This is a genomic window from Streptomyces phyllanthi (assembly GCF_009377205.1).
Lineage (GTDB): Bacteria > Actinomycetota > Actinomycetes > Streptomycetales > Streptomycetaceae > Streptomyces > Streptomyces phyllanthi.
The window spans coordinates 1-16,568 of sequence record NZ_VJZE01000026.1 but is presented as its reverse complement, the minus strand read 5'-3'; the positions used below and the strand labels follow the sequence as shown (position 1 = coordinate 16,568).

Here is a 16,568-nt window from a genome sequence, read left to right as displayed (position 1 = left end):
GAAGTAAGCTATTTGCTGCCCTCACCGCCGCATCTTCTTCCATGGCCTCGATCAGGCCGTGGGTCGCAGGTCGATCCAGCCGGTCACGCTGGGATCAGCGTCGCGTTCCAGCAATATCCTGTCAAGACCGGCTCGGCAATGTTCGACTGCCGCAAATCCTCAGTTGAACACCGCTCGGGCATCCTTAATACACTCGCCTTCGACTCACACGCCGCCACAGTAATCAATAATGCACGAATTGACTTTTCGCCGACCTGCTCCGATACTCCCGGGCCGCAGGTCCCCATGCTTGCCGCCCAGCGCGACGCGGGTTACGCTCGGCGCTTTCCCAAGGGGATCATGGAGGTGTCGGATGTCGGTCCAAACGGAGCAGGTAGAGCAGGAAGTCTTCAACTTCCAGGCGGAGGCGGTACAGATTCTGGACCTGATGGTCCATTCCCTGTACAGCAACAAGGAGATCTTCCTGCGTGAGCTCATCTCGAATGCCTCGGACGCGATTGACCGATTGCGGCTGGAACTGCTTGCGCGTTCGGAGCTTCCCGAGGCGGAGGGGCGGCTGCGAATCCGGATCGGATACGACAAGGACGCCGGGACCATCACCATCGCGGACAACGGCATCGGTATGAGCCGGGAGGAGGTGATCCAGAACATTGGCACGATCGCCAAGTCCGGGACCGGGGAGTTCCTGCGCTCGCTGACCGGTGACCAGCGTAAGGACGCCGCCATGATCGGCCAGTTCGGGGTGGGCTTCTACTCCTCGTTCATCGTCTCCGAGCGGGTGGTGCTGACCACCCGGCGCGCCGGCCTCGAGCCGAGCGAGGGAGTGCGCTGGGAATCGGACGGAAAAGGCGAGTACACGCTGGAAACGATTGAGCGGCCCGAGCGGGGCACCACCATCGTGCTGCATCTGCGGGACGGTGAGGACGACCTGGCGAACGGGTGGCGGCTGCGGTCGATCATCGAGAAGTACTCCGATCACATCCGCGTACCGATCCTGATGCCCGGCGAACGCGAGGACAAGGCGGAGGAGGCAGCGGGAACGGCAGGAACGGACATCACAGTCAACCGGGCGTCGGCGCTGTGGGCCCGTCCGAAGAGCGAGCTCACCGACACCGAGTACAACGACTTCTACCGGCACATCGCCGGCGAGCCCACCGACCCGCTGACTTGGGTGCACGCCAAGATCGAGGGCACCTACGACTACACGCTGCTCCTGTTCATCCCGTCCCGCGCGCCGCACGACCTGTGGGTGCCCCAGGCACGCCGCGGGGTGCGGCTCCATGTGCAGCGGGTCTTCATCCTGGAGGACACCGGGCAGATCCTGCCGAACTACCTGCGGTTCGTACGCGGCGTGATCGATTCCACCGACCTTCCGCTCAATGTCTCCCGGGAGATCCTCCAGGGCAGCCGCGCGGTGGGCAACATCCGCACCACCGCGGTGAAGAAGGTGCTGAAACGGCTCGCCGAGCTCGCCGAGAGCGAGCCGGAGAAGTACACCGCGTTCTGGAAGGAGTTCGGCACCGCCCTGAAGGAGGGCATCGCCGACGACTACTCCAACCGGAACGAGATCGCCAAGCTCCTGCGGTTCACCTCCACCAAGTCCGCCACCGATGACCCGGACACCTCACTGGACGCGTACGTGGCACGGATGAAGGAGGGCCAGGAGCACATCTACTACCTGCTGGCTCCCTCGTCGACCGCGGCCAAGTCGAGCCCGCACCTGGAGGCGTTCCGCACCAAGGGCGTGGAAGTGCTCCTTCTCAGCGAGGGCGTCGACAACTGGGTCGTGTCCAGCCTGCGCGAGTACGACGGCAAGGAACTGCAGTCGGTCGCCCAGGGCGCCGGGGATCTGGGCGCTCTGGCGGACGAGGAGGAAAGACAGACCAAGGAGCAGGCTGACGCCGAGTACGCCGACCTGCTCGGCAAACTCAAGGCCCATCTGGCCGGGCAGGCCTGGGACGTGCGCTTGTCCACCCGCCTCACCACTTCACCGGCCTGCATCGTCAGCAACGAACCCGAGATCGACATCAACCTCATGCAGCGGATGCGCGGAACCGGCCTGCCGCGCCAGGCGGTACTGGAACTCAATCCGACCCACCCGCTCATCCAGCGACTCAACCGCGCGCAGGGCGGCGAGCATCTCCGCGAGTGGGCACAGGTCCTGTTCAACCAGGCGGTGCTCACCCTCAGCGCCCGGATCGAGGATCCCACCACGTTCGTTCAGCAGCTCAACAGCCTGCTCACAGCCCTCACCGATGAGCAAGTCCCGGGAACGCACGAGGACGCAGGCTGAGCCCGACCCTCCACGGCAGCTGCTGGTCCGAACCAGATTCTCGACGCGATCGGGCAGCAGCCGATCGGCGCGCGGACCGTGGGGCGGTGGTCGGCGTCGGCGCTGCCCACCGCTCCTGGACACACCCCGGTCTTCAGGCCCGACCGGCCGAGCCCCGCCGCTCCGTGCAGTTCACCACCGACGACCACACCCTCGACGAGCACGCGTGATGGCCGGTCCGCTACGGCAAGGCCACCGGTGGGGCGAGGGGCGGATGTCAGGCTGTGCCAGGGCCTGCCGCAGGCGCCGGAGCCGTGGCGCACGAGCCTCCGGTGCGTCCTTCGCCGGCCCATCCTGCTCCGGCCCGAACTCCGGCTCCGGCTCCGGCTCCGGCTCCGGCTCCGGCTCCGGCTCCGGCTCCGCAGCCAACAACTCCGCCGGCACCACCGCGACCGTCTCCCGCGTGATCACCAGCCGCGACAGATCCCCCGGGCACTCTCCAACCGGACGGGCAACTCCTCTGCCGCCGCCCGAAGTTGCTCCACCCTTCGTCGAGCCGCGACCTCTGGTGCCCGCGGCTCCTCCGACAACGACACCGTGGTGCCTCTCCTCCACACGCCACGGTGAAAGCAAGCCGTCCCCGACACACACTCATCAACGTCTTCCCAGGTCAGCCGTTCCCCAAGTGGAACCACACGTGACCAATTACGTACTACGGCAACCAGGCTGCCCATGTCGCACGACAGCCCACTGCTGAAGAGGGAAGACATTGCCGGTCCGAAGAGCAGGTACGGCAATTCGGTGTCAGCCGACCACCAGTAGACCGCCAGCACCGCCGCGTAGCGTCAACACCAGTAACGCTCAACCGAACCATGCGAAGGAGCTCAGCCGTGGCTCATCCAGGTGCTCGTGTGTCCCAGCCGGTGAGCAATGCAGCACCCTCTCATCCACCCGTCGACAACCTGGCCGCGCACACCAGCGGTGACAACACCACGGTGGTGTCCGTTCCCATGCTCTCGCTCAGACCGGCCGACTCCCCACGGCTGAACGGCGAAGACAAGGCCCACATCATGCGCCTCGCCGAGGCTGAGACGCCTCTTCCGCCGATCCTGGTGGACCGGCGCTCCATGCAGGTGATCGACGGGATGCACCGCCTGATGGCCGCGTCCCTGCGGGGCCAAGAGACCATCGACGTCATGTTCTTCGAGGGCAACGAGGCCGACATCTTCCTGCGTGCCGTCCAGGAGAATGTCACGCACGGCCTGCCGCTGTCCCGGGCCGACCGCCGCGCCGCGGCGGAGCGGATCATCGCATCGCATCCCCACCTGTCCGACCGGGCCATCGGCCAGACCGCCGGGCTGGCGGCGAAGACCGTCGCCGCCATCAGGAAGCTCTCCGGCGAAAGCGCACCTCAGCCGAGTGTGCGGGTCGGCAGGGACGGCAGGGTCCGCCCGCTGGACGGCCGGGCGGGTCGAAGACGAGCCGCGGAGCTGCTGGCCGAACAGCCGGACGCGTCCTTACGCGATGTGGCACGCGCTGCGGGCATATCCCCAGCGACAGCGTTCGACGTCCGCAAGCGCCTGGAATGCGGCGAGTCACCTGTTCCGGAGAAGGCAGCCGGGCGCACAGACCGGGCAAGCGCTGCCAGTACCGGCGCGAACCCCGATAACGAGACAGCCGACCATGGCGCCGATGCCGACCAGGACAACGGCACCGCCGTCCCCGTGCCGCCCCTCCGCATCGAACCGCGGTCGGCCTCTGGGACGACAGGGCCGGATCCTGCCGCCACGGTGGAGAAGCTCATGCGTGACCCGTCTCTGCGGAACAACGAGCAGGGCAAGAGCATGCTCCGGCTCCTGCATATCAACGCGGTCGGTGCGAAACAGCTACCGGACGCGGCCGAAACGGTACCGCCGCACTGTGTCGCCATCATCGTGCAGCTCGCCCAGCAGTACGCGAGCATGTGGCAGGACTGCGCTCGGGAACTGGACAGGCGAGCACGCATCGTCGACCCCTTCGCGAGTCGCCCGCCGACCAGATCCGCCTGAGTTCTGGGCGGCTTGAGGTGGCCTCAGTCGGCCGGACGTCCCCGCTCGCCGCGGCTACCCCGAGGAAAGGGCTGCGCGAATGAAGAGCACCAGTGAACGCACGGAATCACCGCTGCCAGAGCGGCCCGTGCGCTGGACTCGCTGCTGGGTGCGCGCGTACCGGACCTCTAGGACGGCGTTGGGCTGCCGCTGCTGTGGCATTGGGTCTACCTGCTCGATCGGTCCGCGCGAGCCGATCTCGAACCGGACGGGCACCCGCTACGCGGGACGGGTTGCCGCCTTCCCCCGGGACGTGGCCGCCGCAGCAATGTGGGGCGGCGGCCACGTCCGCACTCGTGGTCCGCTCACATGCGGGGAACCTGCGGCCAAGCGCAGCCGCATTCGACTTTCGCCGTTCTTGCAGACCTGGGAGGGAGCCGCGTCCGGACGGTTGGCCAACTCTGCTGTGGGGCCGGGGAGATGAGAGAAGCATCGGCGCTGCCTGTAGCCGCCTCACGGGGAGGGGCCCCGCCGATGCTTCCCGTCGATCCGTCCGTACCCGTGTCACTGCCCGCCGTGCTGGACAGGCTGAAGGGCCGCTTCTCCCGGCCTGCGTTCCGTACGTTCACCCCCGGGGGTCGGCTTGATCGCGCGGACCGGCAGGTGCACGGGGGTCGGGACGAGGAAGTCAGCTTCCCCGGTAATAGGGGCAGCAGCGCAACCTCAATTCCCGGTATGCCGTGGGCGCACGACGGCTGAGATGCACTGCCTGCCGGCGCTCGCCAAGCTGGATGAGGCACCAGTCGATCGTGTAGAGGGCTCGGATCTCATCCTGCAGGTCCCCGACACCACGGGACAGCCGCAGCACCTGCCGTGCCTGGGCCGTCGTTTCCAGGATGCGATGTTGCGCCGGCAGGACGTGGGCGCGACTGAGACCCGACAGTGCCCGGAGCCGACCGTCACCAAGCTGCTGAGTCAGCTCGTCGGCCTCGTCCAGGTGGTGACTTGCGCTGGTGACGTCACCGAGCAGAAACCTCAGCCAGCCAAGCTGCTGACGAGCCATCGCCAGGCCGACGAGATCATCCTGACTGGTGGCGACCGCCAGTGCGGCCTCCTGAGCGGTAGCGAGCCTTTGCCAGCATGCCTCGTCCCGGAAGAACCACCCGGCGGTCCAGGGCAACTCCCAGGCGTACGGGGCGTAGCCGCCGTCTGCGGCCTGCCTGATGAGGGCAAGCAGGACGTGCTGTTCGTTCTCGAACCAGTCGGCCGCCTGTTCGGGGCTTTCGATCTCCTCGAGTGCGACCCCGGGGCGCGGCGGGATGGACGGGACCTCTGCCTGACCATGGCAGAGGAAGCTCGACGCCACGGCGGAGGCACGCAGGTAGTGATCGAGCACGCGCTGTACCGCGGCCCGCCGGTCCTCTTGGTTCTCGCGGATGCCGGCCTCTTCGGCCGCGTAGGAACGCAGCAGCTCATGACAGGTGTAGCGACCAGGTAGGTGCTCCGTCAGCAGGTGCTCGGCGCACAGTTCCCCCAGTGCCAGGTACGTCTGTCCTGGTGTCAGCGCTGCCAGACTCGCTGCCACCGGAACGGTGATGTCCGGGCCGGGATAAACGCCCAGCAGCCGGAACAGGCGCGACGCCAGGCTCCCGAGCCTGGCGCGCGACCAGGAGAACACCGCCCTCAGGCTGGTGACCGGCTCCCCCGTATCCAGCGCGTCCAGCCGCCTCCGGCTGTCCCGCAGCTCGGACGCGAGCGTGGCCAGTGGCAGGCCGGGACTCGCGACGGCACGAGCCGCGGCATCGCACACGGCCAGCGGCAGGCCGCCGCACGCAGCAGCCAGTTCATCGATCACCACAGGATCGGCCGTCGTCGATCTGGCACGCAGGTGCAGGGCCAGCAGTTTGCGCGATTCGCCCTCCGGCAGGACTCCCAGCGTCTTCAGATGGGCACCTTCCGCAGCCAGGCCGGTGAGCCAGCTCCTGCTGGTCACCACCACCAGACAGGTCGGTGATCCCGGCAGCAAGGGACGGACCTGTTCCGCGTCGTGAGCGTTGTCCAGGACGATGAGCATGCGACAGTCCGCCAGCAGGCTGCGGTACAGGGCAGCCCGCCCGTCGATGTCCGGAGGGATCCGCGCAGGCGGCACGCCGAGTGAGGTCAGGACGCCACCCACCGCGTCAGTCGGCGCGACCGGTGTTCCCGACGGCCCGGAGCCGCGCAGGTTGACGAACAGTTGCCCGTCAGGGAACCGGGCGGCCATCTGATGCGCCCAGTGCACGGCCAGCGCGGTCTTGCCGATCCCGGCCATCCCCGTCAGCGTCGCGATGACCACGCCCTTCGCATGCGTCAAGTCCTGTTCCGCCAGGGCGGAAAGCCAGGCGAGTTCGCCGGCACGCCCGGTGAAGCATCGCGGCGCGGCGGGAAGCTGCCTCGGCACCGGATGCCCAGCGGCGGCGAGTGCGGGCAGCCGGGCGTGGGTCTGCTCCCGGTCCGGCGCGCGAAGGTCCTGCCGTAGCACTCGCATGTAGGCATCGGCCAACTCCTCGCCCGGATACAGTCCCAGCTCGCGGTCGAGGCGCGACCGCACGCCCTCGTAGACCCGGATGGCGTCCGCCTGCTGTCCGGAACCGGCCAGCGCGATCATGAGAGAGGCATGGACTCGTTCGTTGAGCGGCTCGGCGTCGGCCAGCGCCTGGAGCCGCACCAGCACCCGATTGTGCTGGCCCAACTCGCGGGTGACCTCCGCATACTGCAAGAGCACCCCGGCGAGTTCCTGCCTGAGCGCAGTGACGCCTGGGTGTCCCCGGAGTACGGCAACGTCGGCGAATGGCTCACCGCGCCACAAGCTCACCGCCCGCTCGTAGTACTCGGCTGCGGTCGCGTCCTCTCCGGCGCCCCTCGCCGCGGCGGCACGGGCGGCCATGTCCCTGAAGTCCAGCAGATCGACTTCCATGGCCGAAAGGCTCAGCCGGTAGGCGCCCCCGGACGAATCGATCACCTCGTCATTGCCACCGAAGCGGCGGCCGCCTTTCAGGGCCCTGCGGATCCTGCTGACATGTGCTTGTACCAGGGTTACCGCAGTGCGAGGCGGCGAATCACCCCACAGCAGGTCGACGATCGCGTCGCGGTGCACGAGGACACCGGGGTCCAGAAGGAGCAGCCCGAGCACCGCGCGCCGCGCGGGGGAACCGAAGCGCAGCAGCTTCTCGTCCGACCAGGCTTCGAGTGGGCCAAGGACCGACAGCCACAGTCCTTTGTCATGCTCGGGCGAGTGCGTGCTCCGCATGGAATCGGAATCGTCCTGCGGGCGATGTGCCGATGGCATCGCATCGGGGTGTCGCCGTGGTAGCGCGGCCGCACGGGCCAGGCTGGCCGCCTGGTCTGTGTCAAGGCCCAGACCGTCGGTCAGCGCGGCCAACGAATGTGCTCGCGGCCGCCTTCGCCGAGACTGCTCGAAGTCGCGCAGCGCGGCGAGACTGAGTCCTGCTCTTGCTGCTAGTTCCCGTTGGGTCAACCCCATTTCGCGACGGTACGCACGCACCAACGACCCGAAATGAGGGTTCTTGTCACTGTCCCCGTCCAACATCTGCCCCCGTATCGTCATGATGCAACACAGGCGACGCAGCTTCCATATTGTCGGCGTCGGCTGCACCTGGACCCACTATGGATGACGGCGGTCGCGGCAGGCCCCCCGAAGACAGTCACTTGACGCCCAATTTATGGCCACGGATGGTGTCCCGCGTGATGATGTAGGCGATCACCGTGCGGGTGTGTGCGGGCGGGTGCCCGGGGCGTGCATCCGGTGACGGTCTCCGCTCCCTGCGCATAGGGCAGGCCACCGTGCAACTGTCCCTGGTGAACGGCCAGTTCAACCCGGGAGTGCCCGATGACCTTGTCCCAGTCTGACCTACAACGCCTGCTGGAGTCACTATGCACGGCGGACGGGATCGAGCTCGTCCGCAACATCGCGGAGCAACCGAGGCGCGGCTCCTCGCGACGAAGCTGCAGCGGGACGCCGGAGTGCGAAAGGCGGCGAGAGGGGGGAACACCGCCGTGAGCGACCTGTCCCGATGTGGGAGTTGTACTCCCGGAGAGCCACGGCCGGCGGCCGGCTGGACGGCCCCGCTCTCACCTCATGGCGCTTGCCGCAATCCCTTCAAGAGCCCCTTGACTGCGACACGTTGTCCCGCTGACAGGGCGCCGGAGACCTTTCGCCGGACGGGACGCGGCAAGGTACAGCTGCCCACGGGCGGGCCTCGCGTCAGACACCGTTATCCGCGTTCTTCCTGGGAACCGGAGCCGGTCGGAGCTCCTCATGAAATCCGAGGTACTGAAGCAGCGGTCCCGTCATGAACGTGGTGACCAGCGCCATGACGACCATGGCGCTGAACAGACGGCTGTCCAGCACGCCGAGCCCGAGGCCCACGTTCAGGATGACCAGTTCCGTGAGCCCTCGGGCGTTGAGCAGGACGCCGAGTGTCATCGACTCGGCCCCCGAGGCACCGGAAAGGCGTGCCGAAGTGGCGGCCCCGACGAACTTCCCCGCGCAAGCCACCAGGACAACGGCGACGGTCATGATCACGCCGTGCCCACCGAGCCCGCCGAGGTCCACCGACAGCCCGGTCACGGTGAAGAAGACCGGCAGCAGAAAGAGACTGGTCTGCTCGATGCGCTCGGCGACCTGAGGAGCCTGCGCCTCGATGTGGCCGCGGGGTATCACGGCGCCGAAGGCGAAGGCACCGAAGACGGCGTGCAGACCGATCTCGTTGGTCGCCCAGGCGGACACCAGCAGTCCGGTGACGAGCATGGTGTGGATGAGGGAGCCGCCGACCCTCCACGGCCGCTCCGGAGCCAGCAGCCAACGCAGCCCCGGGCGCACCGCGTACAGGAGGACGACCAGGAACAGACCTGACTCCAGCACCATCTGCGCCAGCGGCCACAGACCACTCGCGGTGGCGATGACCACGATCACGGCCAGCACGCACCAGGCGAGGAAGTCCTGGACAGCGGCACAGGCGAGCGCCATGGCACCGATGCGGCTGCGTTGCATACCGCTTTCTGCGATGATCCGGGCCAGCACCGGGAACGCGGTGATCGACATCGCCGCCCCGAGGAAGAGCGCCGGGGCGAGCACACCATCGGTACTCAGCTGCGACTTGTCGTACCAGGGGAACAGGAGAATGGCGAGCCCGGCCCCCAGCGCGAACGGCAGCGCCATGGAACTGAGCGAGACCAAGGTGACCCGGCGGCCGGTCCCCCGGAGACGGGCGAAGTCCAATTCATAGCCGATGCCGAACATGAACAGGACCAGTCCGAGCTGCGAGAGCGCCTGAAGAATCGGCCGCGCGTCCGCCGGGAACAACGCTTCGCCGGGGTCTCCCGGCAACAGGCCCAACAGGCTCGGTCCCAGGGCGAGACCGGCGATGATCTCCCCCATCACCGCGGGTTGCCGGATGCGCTTGGCGAGCCGGGCGAAGACGAATGCCACGGCGAAGATCAGGGCAAGACCCGCAAGTATATCTCCGGTTATGGCGTCGCCGGAGCGGGCGGCAATTGAAGAGTGGTCCAAGGTGATCAACTCTCTCCATTCAGTGGTGCCCGAGGGGCACAGACGGAAAGCGGCCTCAACCGCACACCGGCCGCCCGCTACCGTGCGCCAAGTAAGGAAAGTGACACGTGAGCAGAAGTGAATTGGAAAGAAAAGAGGCTGCCATGTTCGTTCTTGACCCATACACAGGAATCGAACACCACAGGAATGGTTGACCTGATCAGACGAAATCCGTTGGCGTTGACACGAATGCCCAGAACCCACTTGGGGCCTCCGCAAACGGCGATCCGGTGATGTGCGTCTTTACCGGCCCGCATGCCCATGCATCCCCGACGGTGTACCAGAAGACCTCGCCGTCGGACTTCGAGGCGGAATTCGGCGCCGACTGGCTCATGGAGGAGCCGGTCGACTATTTCCGCAGGATCCTCCCCGGCGTTGGGGCGTTCCCCATCATGGTGTCCCGAGCCGACGGCATGTTCAAGCTCAGCCAAGAGCAGGAGCCGAGATCCGCGACCGCCGCGAGCCATGCCGCTCAAGCCGACGTTCGAGAAAACGGAGGAAGTACGGCCGGCCACGTCGGACTTGACACGCCGGACGCGGCCCTAAAGGCTATCCCGCATCTGTCCTCATCTGCCCACAACTGGTGCCGGCGGGGCGTCCGGCGACCAGTTGTAGGCGTTGGAAGCTGCCTCGCCGTCTCGGAGGATGCTCAGTCGAGGCAGAACTCGTTGCCCTCGATGTCCTGCATCACGATGCACGACTCGTTGTCGTCATCAGCAGTCAGTAGTCGCACGCGTACCGCGCCGAGCGGGACCAGTCGTGCGCATTCGGCCTCGAGCGTGGCCAGGCGCTCTTCACCCACGAGTCCGGTGCCGACCCGCACGCAAAGATGCAGCCGATTCTTGACGACCTTGCCTTCGGGAACGCGCTGGAAGTACATTCGCGGGCCCACACCTGAGGGATCCATGCAGACAAACGATGAACCCTGACGCTCGGGCGGCAGCGAGCGATTGAAATCGTCCCAAGTGGCAAACCCCTCCGGTGGCGGCGGTACGACGTACCCCAACACCTCGCACCAAAAACGAGCGACGCGCTCAGGTTCTGCGCAGTCGAAGGTGACTTGGAACTGCTTGACCGATGCCATCGGCCCACCGTAGCAGGAGGGGCCTGTTGCTCAATTCCCGGTCGAAATCGGCATGTTGACCAGAGGATGGCCCTTGCGAGCCGCTGCTGTGTCATGCGGACGGGCAACCGTCCCGGTGCGGTCCGGATCACGAGTCTTCCTCCTCAACGGCTGCCGGACGCCGCCAAGTCGGCGTCACACCGGGCAGCCACGCCGGGCAAGGGCTTCGCCGCGACGGCCGGGCCGGGGTGCATCCGCTGCCCTGGGCGGTCTCATCCCGGTCCGACCGCTGGCGCCCAGGTGCTGGACGGCCTCGACGAGAGTGCACAGCCGGATGCCCGGCGCGACGGTGCGGCCCCGGTGCGCCGACAGCGGCCGTACCTCGCCGACCGACTCCCGGCGCGGCGCTGTTCGCGGCCATCGACGACCGGCTCACCTTCGGCGGGAACATCATCGACACCGGCGCCGACTCCTACTGCCTGGCCCACTCGAAGGCCCAGCAGGACGGCTGCTGACAGACACCACCACCGCGATCACGCGCTCCTCAGTCTCTGGAACCCCGCTCTGCCGAGAGCTTCGTACTGCCCTCACAGGGGCCCCCGGTACCCCCAGGGGCGAGGCGGAGAGGGACACCGTTGGATCGCAGCACGTCACGGACACGCAGGATCAGTGGGAACACCTCTTGGTTCCAGTCCTCGCCCTGCTCGTCCCAGGCCCGCTGCTCGGCCTCGACAGCCATCCGGTCCTCGGCGAAGACCCGCTCGGCGAATCTCCGGATGAACGGCCAGGCCAGATGAATCGCTCCAGGGATCGGCGGCTTCGCGATCATGAGCAGACCGAACGTGTGGTTGGTGCGCTGCTCGACGTCCTGGGGTACGTAGGCGGCCCAGAGGGAGAACGCCGGGAGTTCGGCCTTCTCGGGAACCGCTTGCAGGGTCTGGTACGGGTACTGGGTGCGGACGGTGATGACGTCGGGCGATGAGCCGCCGCTCATACCTTCGGCGGACAGCAGACCGGCGCCGCGGTCCTTCCTCCCGCCGACAGGAACGAACAGGTACCGGGCCTCCACGAAGTGCGGGCCGGTGTCGTACCCGAGGAGCTTGGGCTGGATCCTGCCGAGGAGGCCCCGGTGCAGGAACTGATGGTTCATGTCGAGCAGGTTTTCGTGCATGAACGAGTAGTGGCACTGCACGGTGCGCGAGAACGTCATGGTCTTGTGCTTGGCCGAATCGAACTCGGGCAGCTCGGGCAGCGGTTTCTCCGCGGCCTTCTCAGGATCTCCGGGAAAGACGAAGACGAGGCCGTAGGCCTCGCGAACCGGATAGGCGCGCACACCGCGCGGCGGCCGGTCTCCCCCCTTGGGCAGATAGGGGATCTGCGAGATGCGGCCGTTCCCGCGGTAGGTCCAGGCGTGATAGCAGCAGCGCAGCGCCTCACCTTCCACCACGCCCATGCTCAGCGGTACCTGGCGGTGAGCGCACCGGTCCTCCAATGCGTATACCGCGCCGCCCTCACCGCGGTACAACGCGATCCGCTGCCCTGCGAACACGGCAGCGAACGTCTTGTTCCTCGGCACGCTCCCCGATACCGCGACCGGGTACCAGAAATCGGGGTTGATTCCGGTGCGCCGGAGGTCGGCGATCACTGTGGAGCGGTGATCCGGCAACGCATACGAGCCGCTCGCCGACCCGGCTGCGCTCTCGCCGTCCTTTCCGGAGTGGGCTCCGGTCATGTGCTGCTCCCCTGTCCTGGCGCGGGCGGAGCTGCGCCCTACTCCTTGCTCACTCTTCGCCTTTCCCCTGGAGCCGTATGGATCAGGCTCGCCCCGAAGAGTGACAGGGGGTTCGGTGCGGCCCACGGTTCGCGCCCGGCACTCGCCGACGCATCGCCGAAGGCGGCCTCCCCACACGGCCGGGAGTACGCCCAGCCCGCCCTCTCGGCCGTCTGAAGCCGCTGTCACCAGTGCCTGGGCACCGGACGGCGTGACAGGGGGCTGCCACCCGTACGGGCGCTCGCCGCGGCCAGGACTCGGCTGCTCGGCCAGGACTCGGCTGCTATCCCAGATCGACCTGGAACACCTTGTCCGCGCCGTCCGGCTCGCCTCCGTTGTTGTCGGCGTTGGTGGTGGACAGCCACAGAGCGTTCCTGCCGGGGACCGTCTCCACCGTCCGCAGTCGGCCGTACGTGCCGGTGTAGTACGCCACGGGGGTCCCGGCGCTCGTGCCGCTGACCGGGATCCGCCACAGCCGCTCGCCGCGCAGTGCCGCCAGGTAGAGGGCGCCGTCGGCGTACGCGACCGCGCTCGGGGAGGCCTCGCTGACGGTCCACTGCCGTTTGGGGTTGGTCATGCCGGAGGTGGAACAGCTGCCCTCGCAGGTCGGCCAGCCGTAGTTCTTGCCGGACTCGATCAGATTGAGCTCGTCGTACTTGCTGTTGCCGAACTCGGCCTCCCACAGCCTGCCTTGGGCGTCCCAGGTGATGCCCTGGGGGTTGCGGTGGCCGAGGGAGTAGACGAGCGTGCCGAACGGGTTGCCGGGCGCGGCCCTGCCGTCCGTCGTCATCCTCAGGATCTTGCCGTTGAGGGAGTTCCGGTCCTGGGCGAGGCTGCTGTTCTGCGCGTCGCCCGTGGTGGCGTAGAGGTAGCCGTCCGGGCCGAACTTGATGCGTCCGCCGTTGTGGTACTTGTTCTTGGCGATGCCGGTGACGAGGACCTTGTAGCCGCTGAGCGAGGAGCCGTCGTACGTCATCCGGACGATGCGGTTGTCGGAGGCCGCCGAGTGCATGAGGTAGACGTAGTGGTCACTGTTCCAGTTCGGTGAGACCGCGATGCCGAGGAGGCCGCCCTCGCCGTTGGTGGTCACGACGTTGGGCACCGCACCGACCTGGGTCCTGGTGCCCGACTGGGTGAGCTTGAAGACCTTGAACGAGTCCCGCTCGGTGAGTAACGCCGAACCGTCGGGCAGCCAGCTCAGACCCCATGGAACGGTCCAGCCGGAGGAGACCGTGCGGATGGCCGAGGGGACGGAGTCGACGCCTCTGTCGACTCCCTGAGAGCTCCGGGCGGTGGCGTTGCCGGTTCCGGCGGCCGTGCCGAGCAGACCGGCGGCCAGCGCGGCGGCGGTCGCTGCCGCCGTCAGGGCAGGGGGCAGTCGTCTTGTGGTGACGCGGGGGTGGCTTGCCATGGCGAGCTCCTTGCGTGGGGGGATGACGCGCGGGAGTCAAAGCATCCTTGGCAGGAACATGACGGCACGTCAGTTCCTCGAGAAGGTAGGAGGTGTGCCCCCAAGGGGTCAAGTAGAGATAAAGCCAAAGGTCCGTACCACGCTGGCAAGCTCGCGAGATTCAGCCGCTCACCAGGATCTACGGGGGAACATCCGCCGGCAGACGACTTCGAGGCCCGACCCGCGACCAGAAGAGGTCGGATCATTTCCATGTCGCCCCATTGACCCGGAAGGCTCGTCTCGCGATTCTGCAACAGAGCGCGCTTCGTCAGCCGGTGTCGCAGCCGAACCACCGGGCACACCGGTCCCCCACGCAGAGAGGCAGGTCCGCTCGTGACCGAATCCGTACCGCAGGCGGTGGAAGCCCAGGCACAGCCCGGCACCGAGGAGGCACCGGCCTGGCAGACACCCGACTACGTGGTCGTCGAGACCGCGCTGGAGGTCACCGCCTACTTCGTGAACAACCGTTAGTCCGCCGCCGTGCTGCTGCAGGTGCTCGGCACCGCGGCCGGCGGTGGCGTACCTCAGTGGAACTGCGCGTGCCCCGGGTGCTCCGGGGCACGCGCCCACCCCCACTGGCGTCGCCGCCACGCCTCCCTCGCCGTACAGGCCTCCGAGGGCCGGTGGTACCTCGTCAACGCCACCCCGGACATCGGGGACCAGATCGAGGACTGCCCGGCACTGCACCCGGGCCCCGGATCGCGGCGCACCCCGATCGCCGGGCTGGTCCTGACCGACGCGGAACTCGACCACACTCTCGGCATCGCCCGGCTGCGCGAAGCCGGTGCGGGCGGCCTGGAACTGCTCGCCACCGGCGCCGTGCGCGAGGCACTGCTCACCCGGCTGCGGCTGGAGGCCGTCATCGGCCCGTACACCCCGCTCACCTGGCGGAACCTGCCCCGCGAGCGGCCAGAACCGCTCACCGCGGACTCCACGGTCGCGATCAGCGCGATCCCCGTCTCCGGCAAACGCCCGCGATACGCGGCGGGCTCCTCCAGCTCCGGCGTCGATCCCATGGACCCGTGGGTCGTGGCCCTGTGTCTGACGGACCGTGCCACCGGGGCGACCGCGGTCTACGCCCCGGCGCTGGCAGCCTGGCCGGACGCCCTGCAGTCCGCTGTCACCGAGGCCGACTGCGTGATCGTCGACGGTACGTTCTGGGACGACGAGGAGCCTCGGCGTACGGGCGTCTCCACACGCACCGCGACGGGTATGGGGCATCTCCCCATCGACGGACCGGGCGGCACCGCGGAGCGCCTGGCGCCCCTGCGTGCCCGCTGTCTCTACACCCATCTGAACAACACCAATCCCCTCGTCGATCCCGGCGCGCCGCAGCACGAGCGGCTGGCCGACCGGGGCATCGAGGTGGCCGGCGACGGAATGGTGATCGATCTGTGAGCATCAGTACCGGCACGAGTACGGCAACGGCAACGACAACGGCCTTCGAGGACCGGCTGAAAGCGGTGGCCCGGGACCGTTACCACGACCGCCACCCCTTCAACGTGCGGATGCACCAGGGTGAACTGACCCCCGACGAGCTGCGCCGCTGGATCCTCAACCGCTTCCACTACCAGCGGCACATCCCCGTCAAGGACGCCCTGGTCCTCGCCAAGCTGGACACTCCGCGGCTCCGCCGCATGTGGCTGCGGCGCATCGAGGACCACGACGGCCGGGCCGAGGGAGAGGGCGGCATCGAGCGGTGGCTGAGGCTGGGCGAAGCCGCGGGACTCGACCGGTCCCGGCTGCTGTCCGGCGAGGGAGTGCTGCCCGGCGTACGGCTGGCGGTGGACGGATACGTCAACTTCTGCCGGCTCCGCTCCCCACTGGAAGCCGTCGCTGCGTCCCTCACCGAGCTGTCCGCACCGGGCATCATGCGCACCCGTGTCGCCGCGTTCGAACGCCACTACCGGTGGATCGACGCCGAAGGGCTCGCGTACTTCCGCTCCCGCGAGACCCAGGGCCGCCAGGACAGCGGGGAGGCACTGGGCCTCGTCCTGGACTGGGCGCGCACAGCGGCGGAACAGGAGCGCGCCGTGGCAGCCCTCGCCTTCAAGTGCGACGTGCTGTGGTCACTGCTCGACGCCGTCGACCACGCCGACGGAAAGGAGCGGCCGTGAAAGGCACGGCCGTGACCGGATGGCGGCCGGCCCTGGCACGCTCGGTCGTGCTCCGCCACGACCGGGTACGCCGGGCGGACCTGCTGGTCCTGCCGGAACGGGTGGTGGTCCTCGGCGGCCGGGCCGCGGATGTCCTCAGGCTGTGCGACGGCCACCGGCAGGTCGGCGAGATCGTCGACGAGCTGGCGGCCCGCTTCCCCGGCGCCCCCGTCGCGGACGAGGTGCCCCGGTTCCTCGACCGCGTGCGCGAGGAGGGC

General features: G+C 68.0%; 12 protein-coding genes and 1 pseudogene. 8 read left to right on the top strand and 5 right to left on the bottom strand.

What is annotated here, in order from left to right:
• The first annotated feature begins 352 nt into the window (after positions 1–352).
• The 3 genes from htpG (at position 353) to FNH04_RS06585 (ending at position 4,320) form a co-directional block, all read left to right on the top strand.
• Positions 353–2,293 carry a molecular chaperone HtpG gene (htpG, locus tag FNH04_RS06595; protein WP_152781265.1) on the top strand — a complete coding sequence of 647 codons (1,941 nt, stop codon included), beginning with the start codon at positions 353–355 and terminating at the stop codon, positions 2,291–2,293.
• Between the two features lie 86 nt (positions 2,294–2,379).
• Positions 2,380–2,502, top strand: coding sequence for a hypothetical protein (locus FNH04_RS48570; RefSeq protein ID WP_265580009.1), 123 nt, complete (start codon positions 2,380–2,382; stop codon positions 2,500–2,502).
• A 693-nt stretch (positions 2,503–3,195) separates the two neighbouring features.
• Positions 3,196–4,320, top strand: a complete 1,125-nt coding sequence (locus FNH04_RS06585; protein WP_322722673.1) for a ParB/RepB/Spo0J family partition protein — start codon at positions 3,196–3,198, stop codon at positions 4,318–4,320.
• 667 nt (positions 4,321–4,987) lie between these two features.
• Here FNH04_RS06585 and FNH04_RS06580 read toward each other — a convergent pair.
• The 3 genes from FNH04_RS06580 to FNH04_RS06570 form a co-directional block, all read right to left on the bottom strand.
• Positions 4,988–7,888, bottom strand: a complete 2,901-nt coding sequence (locus tag FNH04_RS06580; protein ID WP_228031191.1) for a BTAD domain-containing putative transcriptional regulator — start codon at positions 7,886–7,888, stop codon at positions 4,988–4,990.
• A 675-nt stretch (positions 7,889–8,563) separates the two neighbouring features.
• The gene (locus tag FNH04_RS06575; protein ID WP_228031186.1) at positions 8,564–9,880 is read right to left on the bottom strand and encodes a cation:proton antiporter; all 1,317 of its coding nucleotides are present in this window, start codon (positions 9,878–9,880) and stop codon (positions 8,564–8,566) included.
• 679 nt (positions 9,881–10,559) lie between these two features.
• The gene (locus FNH04_RS06570) at positions 10,560–10,994 is read right to left on the bottom strand and encodes a VOC family protein (RefSeq protein ID WP_152781242.1); all 435 of its coding nucleotides are present in this window, start codon (positions 10,992–10,994) and stop codon (positions 10,560–10,562) included.
• A 386-nt stretch (positions 10,995–11,380) separates the two neighbouring features.
• On the opposite strand from FNH04_RS06570, the pseudogene FNH04_RS49600 reads away from it, so the two are divergent.
• A pseudogene (locus FNH04_RS49600) lies at positions 11,381–11,488 on the top strand (IS21-like element helper ATPase IstB); the annotation flags it as partial.
• 29 nt (positions 11,489–11,517) lie between these two features.
• On the opposite strand, the gene FNH04_RS06560 reads toward FNH04_RS49600, so the two are convergent.
• A complete protein-coding gene (locus tag FNH04_RS06560; RefSeq protein ID WP_152781240.1) occupies positions 11,518–12,705 on the bottom strand; it encodes an aromatic ring-hydroxylating oxygenase subunit alpha in 1,188 nt (395 codons plus the stop codon).
• A gap of 322 nt (positions 12,706–13,027) precedes the next feature.
• Positions 13,028–14,155: a PQQ-dependent sugar dehydrogenase gene (locus FNH04_RS06555; RefSeq protein ID WP_152781238.1), complete on the bottom strand. Its 1,128-nt coding sequence runs from the start codon at positions 14,153–14,155 to the stop codon at positions 13,028–13,030.
• A gap of 396 nt (positions 14,156–14,551) precedes the next feature.
• Here FNH04_RS06555 and pqqA point away from each other — a divergent pair, with 396 nt between their 5' ends.
• The 4 genes from pqqA to pqqD form a co-directional block, all read left to right on the top strand.
• Complete coding sequence (gene pqqA, locus FNH04_RS48930; protein ID WP_386575739.1) at positions 14,552–14,665, top strand: pyrroloquinoline quinone precursor peptide PqqA; 114 nt, start codon at positions 14,552–14,554, stop codon at positions 14,663–14,665.
• Between the two features lie 9 nt (positions 14,666–14,674).
• Positions 14,675–15,592: a pyrroloquinoline quinone biosynthesis protein PqqB gene (gene pqqB, locus FNH04_RS06545; RefSeq protein WP_322722671.1), complete on the top strand. Its 918-nt coding sequence runs from the start codon at positions 14,675–14,677 to the stop codon at positions 15,590–15,592.
• The gene (pqqC, locus tag FNH04_RS06540) at positions 15,589–16,311 is read left to right on the top strand and encodes a pyrroloquinoline-quinone synthase PqqC (protein ID WP_194236581.1); all 723 of its coding nucleotides are present in this window, start codon (positions 15,589–15,591) and stop codon (positions 16,309–16,311) included. The genes pqqB and pqqC overlap by 4 nt, the downstream gene beginning before the upstream one ends.
• Positions 16,308–16,568: pyrroloquinoline quinone biosynthesis peptide chaperone PqqD (pqqD, locus tag FNH04_RS47410; RefSeq protein ID WP_322722670.1), on the top strand; the 261-nt coding region annotated here is incomplete at its 3' end. The genes pqqC and pqqD, both read left to right, overlap by 4 nt.

Bases quoted from the DNA above. Each gene is read 5' to 3' on its own strand.
- FNH04_RS06580 (WP_228031191.1), bottom strand. From the start codon at position 7,888: ATGTTGGACGGGGACAGTGACAAGAACCCTCATTTCGGGTCGTTGGTG.
- FNH04_RS06570 (WP_152781242.1), bottom strand. From the start codon at position 10,994: ATGGCATCGGTCAAGCAGTTCCAAGTCACCTTCGACTGCGCAGAACCT.
- FNH04_RS06555 (WP_152781238.1), bottom strand. From the start codon at position 14,155: ATGGCAAGCCACCCCCGCGTCACCACAAGACGACTGCCCCCTGCCCTG.
- FNH04_RS06560 (WP_152781240.1), bottom strand. From the start codon at position 12,705: ATGACCGGAGCCCACTCCGGAAAGGACGGCGAGAGCGCAGCCGGGTCG.
- htpG (WP_152781265.1), top strand. From the start codon at position 353: ATGTCGGTCCAAACGGAGCAGGTAGAGCAGGAAGTCTTCAACTTCCAG.